Origin of the sequence: Mycobacterium sp. NPDC050853, assembly GCF_040653875.1 — a bacterium.
In the GTDB taxonomy this organism is placed as follows: domain Bacteria; phylum Actinomycetota; class Actinomycetes; order Mycobacteriales; family Mycobacteriaceae; genus Mycobacterium.
Genome location: NZ_JBFAGW010000003.1, coordinates 1 through 12,961, shown reverse-complemented (window position 1 = coordinate 12,961; position 12,961 = coordinate 1). Strand labels below are relative to the sequence as shown.

Genomic DNA, 12,961 nt, shown 5'->3' with positions numbered 1-12,961 from the left:
TTCGTATGCGACCAACGGGTTTCATGCTGCCCGCGCTGCAGAACGAACTGTCTCATAACGAGCAGTCGGAACGCTGGGGCCAAGCGGCTTCTGGTGGAGGAGGAGATTCCGTGAGTGCGCCCAACGATTCCCCGGCGGACGGCTCCGAGGACGAGATCCTCGACCGCACCGGCCCGATCATCCCGATCAAACTAGGAGCGCACGCCAAACGACTCCGCGCCGAAGCCGCCGCGCAGCAGCAGCCTCAACAGGAACCCCTGCCCCCGCAACCGACGCCCCAACTGCTACCCCGCGGCCCTTTGTCCATCGTCGATGCCGCCCCGCCCCACGATCCGCGTGTCGATCCCCCTCCGGCCATCGGCGACGCCTTGGGAGCCCAGCTTCGTGCCGAGATGCTGCCCCCGCCGCGTCGGCCTGCTTCCATTGGTTGGCGTAAGTGGGTGTACCGCGGAAGTTTTGGCGCCATCAATCCCGGCGAGTCCCGTGAAGAGACCGAACTTCGAGAGCTCACCGCCGTGGTGCGCACCCCCTGGCGGGGTATCCACTCTCTGGCGGTCCTGGGCGGGAACGGCGGCGTCGGCAAGACGATGATGACCGCCGCCCTCGGTTCCGTGCTGTCCGAGCTGCGCCGCAAGGACATGGTGCTGGCCACCGACGCCGATCCGGGCCAGTCGGCCAACCTGGCCTCGTGGATCGACCCGTCGGCCTCCTCAACCTTCGCCGATGTCCTGGCGCAGCACGAACCCGAGCGCAACTTCGATCTGCGCTTCTTCGTCGGTCAGAACTCGGAAACCGGACTGGATGTGCTTGCCGCCAACGCACATTCGGTGCGTCCCCGTGGGGAGCTCAACTCGGAGATCTACACGCAGGCGCACAATCGGCTGCAGCGGCTCTACAGCCTGCTCATCACCGATACCGGCGTGGACTTCTGGCATCCGGTGATGCCGGGCGTGCTGCGCAGCGCCAACGGTGTGGTGCTCGTGGCGGCCGCCACCCCCGTCGGTGCCGAGGGCGCAGTCCGGGCGATCGAATGGCTCATCTCCGAGGGCTACGAGTACCTGATTCCCCGAATGGTCGTCGTTATCAACCATGTCCGCGGCTATGACAGTCGCGAGGATCGCCGAAACTCCGAACGTCTGGTGGCGGCGATGGTCGCCCGATTCCACCGATGGATCTCGCCGAACCACATTGTGGCCGTTCCGTATGACCCACATATCGCGACCGCGGGCCCGCTGGACATCCAACAGCTGCAGCCGGAGACCTGGCACGGCTTGTTGACGGCGGCGGCTTCGGTCTCGGCCGGCCTGGCGAGCGCGTGGAGCGTGTAATCCGGCTCAGCGCAGCGAGTAGCCGCCGTCGGGGTACAACGTCGAGCCGGTAGTGCCGGTGTTCAGCAGCAGGTAGACGATGGCCTGGGCCACTTCGTCTTCTGTGACGGCCCGGCCCAGGGTGGACGCCGCTGCGATGTGTTCAAAGGCCTGCCGGCGCACCTCGGGCGCACGCTGGTTCCATAGGTGCCCGTCCACGGTGCCGGGGGACACCGCATTGACCCGGACGGGCGCCAGCTCGAGGGCGAGCCCACGGGCCAGGCCCTCGATGGCCGCATTGGCCGCAACATACGCCGGGGCATTCCCGGCGGGCCGGACGCTGGCCGCCCCCGACATCAACACCACCGAGGCATCCTCGGCAAGCTTCGGCAACGCCGTCTTCACCGCGCGGTACTGGCCCCAGAACTTCGACTGGAACGGTGTCGCGGCCTCCTCGACGGACAGCTCGGCGATCGATCCCGTCACGTAGGTGGCGGCGGTGGTGAACAGCCCGTGCACCACGTCGATGTCCGTGAAGAACTCGTCGATGCTCGACGGCTCTGAGGTATCGACCGGGTGCCAACGCGCCCTTGACCCGAGCTCGCGCGCGGCCGCGGCGAGGGTGGCAGCGGTACGGCCGCCCAGCACGACATCGCCGCCCGCCGCGGTCACCAACCCGGCCACACTCCGCCCGATGCCGGTACCCCCGCCGATCAAGACAACGGTGCGACCCGTGAAGGCCGTCTCGGACAAGAACGCGGTCATCGGTGCGAAGCTACCCGCGAGACGGTGGCGAGTCGCGTCTTGGGCGCTCGGCGATCCGAATGGCTTCCGAATGGCCATTGACTTCTGGTCCGCCGCGCGGCAACAATCCATTCATATCTGCGAACAGCTGTGTGCAGATATGAATGGACCCGACTCTCAGCCCGAGGAGCTCGTAATGACCCTTGCCGACAGCCAACTGGCCGACGCCCTCGAGATGTACCGGCCCGCACAGGAAACCCCCGACGAGACCGTGCTGCCGCTGACCGGATCAGTGCCACAGGAGCTCCGCGGCGCCCTCTATCGCAACGGCCCCGCCGATTGGGACCACGGCGGGTTCCGTGCGGCCCACCCGTTCGACGGTGACGGACTAGTCGTGAAGTTCACGATCGCCGACGGCGAGGTGCGTTTCCGCTCACGCTTCGTCGATACACCGAAGCGGCGCAAGGAAGCACGCGGCCGGGGCGCGCACATCCGCGGCGTCTATACCCAGGGAAAACACCTATGGGACAACACGGGCCGGCAGCCCGCCGACACCGCGAACACTCACGCCGTCATCCACGCCGACCGGTTACTGGCACTCAGTGACGCCGGTCGGCCCTGGGAGATCGACCGAGATGACCTGAGCACCATCGGGCCCTGCACATTCGACGGGCGGCTGCCGCGATTCTCCAGGTTCTCGCCACATCCACGCATCGATCCGGATACCGGCGAACTGTTCAACTTCGGGCTGGACGTTTCGCCCTCACTGTCAGGGCCCACCGTCGCATGCCTACGGTGTTTCCGGGTTGACCCAAACGGAGGGCTGACCCAGATCGCCAAGATCCCCACCGATCACATCTACATTCAGCACGACTTTGCCATTACCCCAACATATTTGGTGTTCGCGTTGGCACCGATCACCGTGGATCCCATCCGCGCAGGATGGGCCGGCCTAGGCCTCACGGCACTGGGCGACAGTGCCGATTATCGGCCTGAACAGGGCATGAGAATCGTGTTGGTCCCCCGTCGGGGAGGCCCTCACCGAATCGTCGAATGCGACCCCCTGGTCTATGTCCACGTCGACAACGCCTACGAAGACCGGGGTGATGTCGTGCTGGATATCGTGCGCCACCTGGACTTCGACTTCCTCACCGCCGGGTTGAAGAAGTTCCGTACCCAGGCGCCCACGCTGGGCTGGCCAACGCGACTGCGCATCACTCAGGGCGGAAGAGTGCATGTCACCGATTACCCCACGGCCCCTGCGGAATTTCCCACGCACGACGAACGTCGAACGGGCCACGAACACCGCTATACGTATCTATCCGCCCAGAGGGAAGCCGACCAGAACATGATCGTGAAACTCGACCGCGCCACCGACACGCAACGTGGCCACACGTTCGCGCCCGGCGTAGTGGCAGGCGAGCCGATATTCGTCCCGAAGAATCCAGGTGCTGAGGAGGACGAGGGCTGGATACTCGCAGTCGCCTACAACAGCGGTGCACATCGAACAGAGCTGCATATCCTCGATGCCGCCGCCATCGAGGGCCCCGCGCTCGCCGTTGCGATCCTTCCCGGTCACCACTTTCCCGGATTTCACGGCAGCTTTACCGACAGAATCTAGAGGCGGCCACCAAGGCCGGGCACGCCGCCGCCTATCGTTGCCGGAGTGTCCGAATTGTCCCGCGCCGAGCTGCGCGCACGCCTCGACGGACTCACGATTCGCGACGCGTCCCGGCTCGGCCGCCGTATCAAGAACCTGCGCAGCCCGGCCGATGCCGAGAAGCTTGTTGAGCAGATCACCGCGGCAGAAGCATTGGTCGCCACCCGGATCGCTGCGATCCCGACGATCGCGTACCCGGATCTGCCCGTCAGCGCACATCGCGAGGAGCTCGCCAAAGCCATCTCCGCGCATCAGGTGGTCATCGTCGCCGGAGCAACCGGATCGGGGAAAACCACACAGCTTCCCAAGATCTGCCTGGAACTGGGACGCGGTATCCGCGGCACCATCGGCCACACCCAGCCACGCCGACTGGCGGCACGCACCGTCGCCGAGCGCATCGCTGAGGAGCTGGGCACTCCGCTCGGCGAAACCGTCGGCTACACCGTCAGATTCACCGATCAGGCGAGCGACCGCACCCTGATCAAGCTGATGACCGACGGCATCCTGCTCGCGGAGATCCAGCGCGACCGACGGCTGCAGCGCTACGACACCCTCATCCTCGATGAGGCGCACGAACGCAGCCTCAACGTCGACTTCCTACTCGGCTATCTGCGCGAGCTGTTACCGCAGCGGCCCGATCTGAAAGTCATCGTCACCTCGGCCACCATTGAGCCGCAACGCTTCTCGGCGCACTTCAACGACGCCCCCATCGTGGAGGTCTCGGGTCGGACGTATCCGGTCGAAATCCGGTACCGGCCGCTGGAGGTTCCGGTACCCGGCGATTCCGGAGACGATCCCGATGACCCCGATCATGAGATCGTCCGCACCCAAATGCGCGACCAAACCGAGGCCATCTCCGATGCGGTCCGCGAGCTAGAAGACGAGCCGCCGGGAGACGTGCTGGTCTTTCTGTCCGGCGAGCGCGAGATCCGCGACGTCACGGAGGCGTTGCGTGGCGCCTTCCATAACACCGAGATTCTTCCGCTGTACGCACGGCTGGCAACGGCCGAGCAGCACAAGGTCTTTCAGGCGCACACGGGTAGGCGCGTGGTGCTGGCCACCAATGTCGCGGAGACCTCGCTGACGGTTCCCGGTATCCGGTACGTCATCGACCCCGGTACCGCACGCATCTCCCGATACAGCCGGCGTACCAAGGTGCAGCGCCTTCCGATCGAACCCATCTCACAGGCCTCGGCCGCGCAGCGGTCAGGCCGGTCCGGGCGTACCGCACCGGGTGTGTGCATCCGGCTGTACTCCGAACAGGACTTTGAGGCTCGCCCGCGCTATACCGATCCGGAGATCCTGCGCACCAATCTCGCCGCCGTCATCCTGCAGATGGCTGCCCTGCAGCTGGGCGATATCGAGAACTTCCCATTCCTGGATCCGCCCGACAAGCGCAGCATCCGCGACGGTGTGCAGCTGCTGCAGGAGCTCGGCGCATTCGATGCGAACGGTGCCATCACCGAGCTGGGGCGCCGGCTGGCGCGACTGCCCCTCGACCCACGGATCGGACGGATGATCCTGCAAGCCGATTCTGAGGGCTGCGTCGGGGAAATCCTGGTGCTCGCGGCCGCACTGTCGATTCCCGATCCGCGGGAGCGTCCGGCAGATCGTGAGGAGGCCGCGCGGCAAAAGCATGCCCGGTTCGCCGATGACCATTCCGACTTCAGCGCCTACCTCAATCTCTGGCGGTATCTCCAGGAGCAGCGAAGCCAGCTCTCGGGCAGTGCGTTTCGACGCACGTGCCGTGACGAGTTCCTGCACTATCTGCGCATCCGGGAATGGCAGGACCTGGTGGGCCAGCTGCGTAGCATCGCGCGCGACCTCGGTATCCGGGAATCGGGAGAGCAGGCCGATCCGGCGCGCGTCCACGCCGCCTTAACCGCCGGTCTGCTATCCCATATCGGGTTGCGCGAGGGCGACACCCGGGACTACTCGGGCGCGCGCAACACCAAGTTCGTGCTCGCTCCCGGGTCGGTGCTGACCAAGAAGCCGCCCCGGTGGGTGGTGGTCGCAGACCTGGTGGAGACCAGCAGGCTCTATGGGCGCATCGCGGCCCGCGTCGAACCCCAGTCGGTGGAGCGGATCGCTGGAGATCTGGTGCAGCGCACCCACAGTGAGCCGCATTGGGATGCCGAACGCGGAGCCGTCATGGCCTTCGAACGGGTAACCCTCTACGGACTGCCGCTGGTACCGCGCCGCCGTGTGGGCTACGCAGAGGTCGACCCCGAACTCGCCCGCGAGCTGTTCATCAGGCACGCCCTCGTCGAGGGCGACTGGGAGACCAAGCATCACTTTGTCCGCGACAATGCCCAGCTGCTACAGGAACTGTCCGAGCTGGAGGACAAGGCACGCCGACGCGATCTCCTGGTGGGCGATGACGAGATCTACTCCTTCTATGCGGCCCGGATTCCGGAGGATGCCGTCTCCGCGAGGCATTTCGACGCCTGGTGGCGCAAGCAACGGCACCAGACGCCGGATCTACTGACGTTCACCCGCAACGATCTGCTGCGTAGCGAGGACGCGGCCGCCGATATGCCCGACACGTGGAGATCGGGCGATGTGGCGCTGCCGGTGAGCTATCGATTCGAACCGGGTGCCGCCGACGACGGCGTGTCCGTGCATATCCCGGTGGAGGTGCTCGCCCGTCTCGGAGGCAACGAATTCGCCTGGCACGTACCGGCCTTGCGCGAGGAGCTGATCACCGCGCTCATCCGCTCCCTGCCCAAGGATCTGCGCCGCAACTTCGTTCCCGCACCCGATACCGCCCGCGCGGTGCTCACCAATCTTGAACCCGGGAGCGAACCCCTGGTGTACGCGCTGGGCCGGGAGCTGCATCGGATCAGCGGCATCCGCGTGCCCACCGATGCCTTCGACCTCGACAAGGTGCCCCCGCACCTGCGGATGACTTTCGTCGTCGAATCCGCGGACGGCACCGAGGTGGCGCGCGACAAGAATCTCGACACATTGCAGGAACGGCTCGCGGGCTCCACACGCCGGGCCGTGGCAACAGCGGTGGCCGGGGAGTGGGAACGCAACGGTCTACGCGCCTGGCCCGAGGATCTCACCGAATTGCCCCGTACCGTAGAACAACTCAGCGGCGGGCACACGGTGCGCGGATTCCCGGCGCTGATCGACGCGGGTACCTCGGTGGACATCCGGGTGTTCGCCACCGCTGCCGAGCAGCGGGCCGCCATGGCCACCGGCGCCCGGCGCCTGCTGCGCCTGTCGATTCCATCACCCATGAAAGCCGTTGAACGGGGCCTGGATCCACGGTCCAAGCTGCTGCTCTCGTCAAATCCGGATGGCTCGCTTGCGGCCCTGCTCGACGACTGTGCCGATGCCGCGGTCGATCTGCTGGCGCCCACGCCGATCTGGACCCGAGCAGAGTTCACCGCGCTGCGGGACCACGCCGCGCAGGGTCTCGCGGCAACTACCCTCGACATTCTGCGCCGTGCCGAGAAGGTAGTGGCGGCCTGGAGTGAGGTGCAGGTGGCTTTGCCCACCAAAGCCCCTGTCGCCCAATCCGATGCCATCGCCGATATGCGCGAACAACTCGGCGGACTGCTCCCGATCGGGTTCGTCACCGCCACCGGCGCCGCGCGACTGCTGGACCTGGCGCGCTATGTCACCGCCATCGGCAAGCGACTCGAGCGGCTGTCGCAGGGGGTGGAGACCGACCGCGGGCTGATGCACCGAGTGCACGCCGTCGAGGACGCCTTTGACGACCTGCTGCGTGACCTACCTGCCGGGCGATCCGATGATTCCGATATCCGGGATATCGCCTGGTTCATCGAGGAGCTGCGGGTGAGCCTGTGGGCCCAACAACTCGGTACCGCGCGTGCCGTCAGCGAGCAACGAATCCTCAAGGCGATCAACGCTGCTCGCTAGCCGCCTTTGTCCACTTCTAGCTCCGCCGCCTCTGCTTCTGGCTACGGCACCGCGAGATTCCTAGACTGGGTAGCGCGACCTTTGCCCGAATCGCTGAATGACCACTTCATTTCCATATACCGTGGTAGCCCCACGGTGCAGGCCGCATCGACGATCTGGCACACTGGCAACCATGGGGACTAGATTCTTGCTGCAGCCGTGGTGGGTGCGATTAGCGGTTACCGCGGCTGCTGCGGCGGTGCTGTACCTTCCGTTCTGGCTGCTGTACTTCGGTGATCGCGATACTGATCCCCGCTGGCTGGCACTCCAGGCCGGCGCCGTCGTGGTCGGCATCGCGGCCCTCGCGATCGGTATTCAGCAACGACCGCACCGCTACTGCACGGCTGCAGTCGCCGGGCTCGACAAGCACCAACGTTCGCAGGCGCTCACCGCTGTCTGGCGCGGCGATCCGCCCGACGACCCGGCCGCGCTAGCGGCAGCGATCCAAATGGGCAGCGTCATGCTCGAGACACGAAAGCAGATGCCCCGCTGGCTGATTCGCCTCTGGTGGCTCCCGATCCTGCTGATGACCAGCGGAGCTTTGTTGATCTTCTACAGCGACGGCGCTCGACGGGGTTCTGGCTACTTACTTCTCGCACTCGCGGTGTCTGCACTAACCTGCTGGAGCGAGTATCACTTCCGCCGGGTACAGCATCAGATGCAACTGCTCGACGCCGCGGCAGGTTCGCATCCCGAGGCCGCACCCGCGGTGCTGCCTCGCTATCAGCCCCCGTCGCGGTCACGTCTACTGATCGCCGCCACAGTCGCCGGGGCCATCGTCGGCGGCCTCACTGCCTTCAACGGCAGCGAGAAGCCCACTGACTGCGACACAGCCTTGAGCGTGCTCGGGATCTACGTCGACGACGAGCATCGCGATCTCACCAAAGGCGATCTGATTGGGCCCCACGGACCGCCGCTCAGCGCCTATCAGGACTGGGCCAACCGCATGCGCAACCACCCCAAACTGTCCGATCAGAATCTCGCGGGGCGGGTTCAGCACCTGACCGACCTTGCCGACCAAGCCGTAGATATCGTGAAACGAACCCGTGAAGCAGGCGCCGACGCCACCGCCTATGACGCGGTCGTGCAGCAGACACTCAATGAGGGCCAAGCCATCCTCAACGTCTGCAAAGCGCAGCGCTAGCGGCGTCGGTTCGCATGCCTGCCGGGCGAGCCGACGATTCCGATGGCCCCACCAACTCGGCACCGCATGCGCCGTCAGCGAGCAGCGGGTGTGCTACCTGTTCCTGCCGCCCGGCGGGTCGTCCAGCATGGGAGTATGCGCGATCACCGGATAGGCACCGGTGTACCCGATGCGGTCGCGGGCGAGCTGCAGCACGCGGCCCCGGCAGAGGTACCACCCCGCGGTCAGCACGGGGACGAGTACCACGATCGCGATCAGGTTCCACCAGTTCTCGTAACACATCAGCACCACCACGGCCGCCAGGAACGCCAGCGTCAGGTACCCGGTGTACGGCGCTCCGGGCATCCGGAAGCTGCCTCGCTGCAGAATGCCCCGCTGCGACCACCGGTACAGCTGGATCTGGCAGATCACGATGGTGGCCCACGACGAGATGATTCCCAATGCCGCCAGATCCAGGGCGGTTTCAAAAGCCTCGGCGGGGATGACCAGGTTCATGAATATCCCGACGAGCGTAAAAGTGCCGGTGACCGCGATGCCCATAAATGGGACACCACCGGAGGTCATGCGTGACAACACCTTTGGTGCACTGCCGTTCATCGCAAGGGAACGCAGGATCCGCCCCGTGCTGTAAAGACCCGCGTTCAGGCTCGACAGCGCCGCCGTCAGCACCACGAAGTTCATCACGTCACCGGCGTACGGCACGCCAATCCGGGAGAAGAAAGTGACGAACGGGCTCTCCCCGGCTTTGTAGGTTCCATAGGGCAACAGCAGCGCCAGCAGGATGAGTGAACCCACGTAGAAGACCGCGACGCGGAACACAACCGAGTTGATGGCGCGGGGCATCACCTTCTCCGGGTTCTCCGTCTCACCCGCGGCTATGCCGACCAGCTCGACGGCGGAGTACGCAAAGACGACTCCCGAGGTGACAATGACCAAAGCCATGAGACCGGCCGGCAAAAGGCCGCCGTTGTCTGCGATCACCGATGGCCCCGTGCTGGCGCCCTCGATCGTGAAACGACCCGCCAAAAAGACAGTCCCGATGACCAAGAACCCCATGATGGCAACCACTTTGATCAGCGCCGCCCAGAACTCCATCTCGCCGAACAGCTTGACGCTGATGGTGTTCATGGTGAGCACGATGAACAAGGCGATGAGCGCGATGAGCCATTGCGGTATCGCCTCGAACGCACTCCAGTAGTGCATGTACAGCGCGATGGCCGTCACGTCGACGATGGCGGTGGCGGCCCAGTTGAAGAAGTACATCCAGCCCGCGACGTATGCCGCCTTCTCGCCTAGGAATTCCCGTGCGTACGACACGAACGACCCCGAGGACGGGCGGTGCAAGATCAGCTCGCCCAACGCACGCAGGATGAAGAACACGAATACCCCGCAGACCGCATAGACCAAGAACAAGCCCGGTCCCGCGCTGTGCAACCGGCCACCGGCTCCCATGAACAGCCCGGTGCCGATGGCTCCCCCGATACCGATCATCTGGACTTGTCGGTTCTTCAGCCCCTTGTGATATCCCTGTTCCTCAGGTGCCTGGGCAGATGTGTCGTATGTTGCCGGAGACGCCATCGTGCGACCGTATCGACCGGAAAGTTACTGACTGGAACAATGGTGTTACAAACATGCTGCGAACGGTGCCGTAGCTGAACCGTGTAGCACCCGGCTAGAGGATGGCGGCTGCGATCACCAGCCCGACTGCCAGGTAAGCGGCGGCGACGACGACCGCTGCGGGCACGAACTTCTCGTGCGCTAGCAAGTCCCCGACATCGACTCCCACTACCCACTCGATCAATCTGATGCAGATCGTCTGGGCCGCAATGCCGATCAGCCCGAATACCAGAGTCCGGAACAAGCCCTCGGCGATGTTCCCCGACGCACTGTAGATGGCCAGCACAATCACCAGCGCCTGCGACAGCAGCCCGGCGGCGGTGACGACGGCAGCATTGGGGAGGCCTGCGCGGACCATCTGACGCAGGGGTCCTGGGGTCGTCCAGTCCAACACTAGAAATCCGACGACCATCAATGCGAAGCCGAGCGCGGCGTACAACCAGATTCCCGCCGCCCCGTGCGCGACGATCGACCAATATCCTGCTGCGTTCATGGTTGCCATCCCGATCTCTCTGGGTTACTCGGTTTCCCGAGGCCGGTGCTTATTTCTTCTCTACCGCAGTGGAATCCGGTGTGGAACGAACGCGGCGCCATCGTCGGTGATCAGGCCTGCGGTCTCCCGGATTCCCAGCCCCGCCGACTCGTCACCGACAATCCAGGCGCCCAGGACCGGCCTCATTCCGTCGAACTGGGGCAGCGGGTCCAACAGCTGATAGACATAGCCTTCCTCGCCGTAGACCCCGCCCGTGGCCGTCTCGTGCCCGGCTCCCACCACGGTGATGTTGGCACCCTCACGGCCAAGTTTCGGCTTGCGGACATACTCCGTCAGCTCGTGCGGGTCATCAAGGTAGGCCGGTAACAGGTTCGGGTGGCCGGGGTACATCTCCCATAGGACGGCAAGAATCGCCTTGTTGCTCAACAGTGTTTTCCACAGCGGCTCTATCCAGAGAGTCTCGGGTAGCAGGTCCACCGCGTGGCGGCCAAAGTCGTCATCGAGTACCCACTCCCAGGGATACAGCTTGAAGATCGATTCGATCGGCGCCTCTTCCAGATCCACCAGGCGATTCAGGTCGTGATCCCAGCCGATCTCCTCGATCGGGAGACCCACCGTGTTCAGCCCGGCCTCAGCTGCGCATTCCTGTAGATAGGCCAGGGTCACGTTGTCCTCGCCGCTCTGATCCGCCGACGACCACGTGAAATGTGTTTCAGTACTGGGGAGTTGCTGGGCGATCTGCTTCCAGCGCCCCACCAACTGCTCGTGCAGGGAGTTCCACTGATCGTCATCGGGGAAGACATCCGTCTTCCAGTGCCACTGCAAGATGGCCGCTTCCAGCAGGGAGGTGGGGGTGTCGGCGTTGTACTCGAGCAGCACCGGCGGCCGCTGCCCGTCATACCGCAGGTCGAATCTGCCGTATAGATGTGGATCTCTTCTGCGCCAAGACTTTTCGATATGCTCCCAGGTCCATTCCGGTAGCCCGAAATCTCCGTAGCGCCCGGTGAGAATCACCTGTTCGACGGCACCCAGGCACATGGAGTGCAGCACCTCGACGGTCGCCTCCAGGGAGAGCACCTCATCCATGTCGAAGACATAGTGGACCGACTCGTCCCAATAGGGCCGGTCGCTGCCGTCCGCCAGCCGCGCCGGGGTGCCGTAGCACATCCCTTGGGCAGCAACGATTTCTTCCCACCCGAGCCGCGGGTGGCCACGCTGGCGACGCATCAGCTGCCCGAACTTCCCGAGCTGCTGGACCCGAAGCCGCCGCGTGATACCGACGTGGATCTCGTTACGTCGCCCGAACCACCGGATTTGGTGATCGACGTGCCCGAACTGCTCCGAGCGGTCGCGCCCCGCGGCAGCTCTAAACTTCCACCGGAAGCGATACTGCCGATACCCCGGTTCGATCCGCCGTAGTAGTACCGGTAGGGCGAGCCTGCATAAATGAACATGCCACCCGAGGATGCGGTACCCCGTTCGCAGTACTCCTCGGGCGCAACGGCGTTCGAGCCATCGCGAACACACGTGGCCGCCACTTCTTCGTCGCGGTCGATCATCGCGTACCCCACTGCCACCACGGCCGCTATACCCACGACGACCACAGATCCCATGAGGATGTTTCCGCCCACTCGACGACGGTCCTCGGCCTTCTGGGCACGGACCTCCGCGACTCTCCGTTCGGCTTCGCGCGTCCGCCGCGCCTTGTCACGGGCTCTGGCCTCAGCGACAGTAGGCGGTCGTGGCCTGGTGATACCCGGTTCTTGCCATCGCACGGCACCCCGGCCCTGCTGCGCGCCGCGGTGAGTGGCATCCTCATCATCCGAGGAGGGATCGGGCATATCTCCCCCTTTGCCCAAATCATGGAACACACAACTCATTTGACCGTACAACAGTAGCCCCGGGCCGGACGGCATGAGGGCCAGAAACCCTGTCCGGATCTCTGGCCCTCATGCGGTGGAGCTGCTAGTCGGCGTTTATGCGCCCCATTTGGCTCCTTCGGCCATGTCGCGGGCGTTCATGGACAGGGTGTTGGTTTCGTGGGTGTTGCCCATGGCGCGGTAGGC

General features: G+C 64.9%; 9 protein-coding genes and 1 pseudogene. 4 read left to right on the top strand and 6 right to left on the bottom strand.

The features are described 5' to 3' along the window. Positions 1 to 110 precede the first annotated feature (110 nt). Positions 111 to 1,328: a MinD/ParA family protein gene (locus AB0H22_RS11910; RefSeq protein WP_358146735.1), complete on the top strand. Its 1,218-nt coding sequence runs from the start codon at positions 111 to 113 to the stop codon at positions 1,326 to 1,328. A 6-nt stretch (positions 1,329 to 1,334) separates the two neighbouring features. On the opposite strand, the gene AB0H22_RS11905 is transcribed toward AB0H22_RS11910, so the two are convergent. Beyond that, positions 1,335 to 2,072, bottom strand: coding sequence for an SDR family oxidoreductase (locus AB0H22_RS11905; RefSeq protein ID WP_358146734.1), 738 nt, complete (start codon positions 2,070 to 2,072; stop codon positions 1,335 to 1,337). Between the two features lie 175 nt (positions 2,073 to 2,247). Between AB0H22_RS11905 and AB0H22_RS11900 the strand changes: the two genes are divergently transcribed. The 3 genes from AB0H22_RS11900 to AB0H22_RS11890 all read left to right on the top strand — a co-directional run bounded on the left by AB0H22_RS11900 (position 2,248) and on the right by AB0H22_RS11890 (position 8,785). Beyond that, positions 2,248 to 3,672: a carotenoid oxygenase family protein gene (locus tag AB0H22_RS11900; protein ID WP_358146733.1), complete on the top strand. Its 1,425-nt coding sequence runs from the start codon at positions 2,248 to 2,250 to the stop codon at positions 3,670 to 3,672. Between the two features lie 45 nt (positions 3,673 to 3,717). Further along, the gene (gene hrpA / locus AB0H22_RS11895; RefSeq protein ID WP_358146732.1) at positions 3,718 to 7,602 is read left to right on the top strand and encodes an ATP-dependent RNA helicase HrpA; all 3,885 of its coding nucleotides are present in this window, start codon (positions 3,718 to 3,720) and stop codon (positions 7,600 to 7,602) included. A 172-nt stretch (positions 7,603 to 7,774) separates the two neighbouring features. Further along, complete coding sequence (locus AB0H22_RS11890) at positions 7,775 to 8,785, top strand: hypothetical protein (protein WP_358146731.1); 1,011 nt, start codon at positions 7,775 to 7,777, stop codon at positions 8,783 to 8,785. 93 nt (positions 8,786 to 8,878) lie between these two features. On the opposite strand, the gene AB0H22_RS11885 is transcribed toward AB0H22_RS11890, so the two are convergent. From AB0H22_RS11885 to AB0H22_RS11865, 5 genes and pseudogenes are all read right to left on the bottom strand, one after another. Further along, positions 8,879 to 10,363: an amino acid permease gene (locus AB0H22_RS11885; protein ID WP_180750397.1), complete on the bottom strand. Its 1,485-nt coding sequence runs from the start codon at positions 10,361 to 10,363 to the stop codon at positions 8,879 to 8,881. 94 nt (positions 10,364 to 10,457) lie between these two features. Beyond that, positions 10,458 to 10,895 carry a DUF350 domain-containing protein gene (locus AB0H22_RS11880; protein ID WP_180750396.1) on the bottom strand — a complete coding sequence of 146 codons (438 nt, stop codon included), beginning with the start codon at positions 10,893 to 10,895 and terminating at the stop codon, positions 10,458 to 10,460. Positions 10,896 to 10,955: 60 nt separating this feature from the next. Beyond that, positions 10,956 to 12,122, bottom strand: a complete 1,167-nt coding sequence (locus AB0H22_RS11875; RefSeq protein ID WP_180750395.1) for a glutathionylspermidine synthase family protein — start codon at positions 12,120 to 12,122, stop codon at positions 10,956 to 10,958. Further along, positions 12,122 to 12,736, bottom strand: a complete 615-nt coding sequence (locus AB0H22_RS11870) for a hypothetical protein (protein WP_180750394.1) — start codon at positions 12,734 to 12,736, stop codon at positions 12,122 to 12,124. The genes AB0H22_RS11875 and AB0H22_RS11870 overlap by 1 nt, the downstream gene beginning before the upstream one ends. A 135-nt stretch (positions 12,737 to 12,871) precedes the next feature. After that, a pseudogene (locus AB0H22_RS11865) lies at positions 12,872 to 12,961 on the bottom strand (WXG100 family type VII secretion target); the annotation flags it as partial.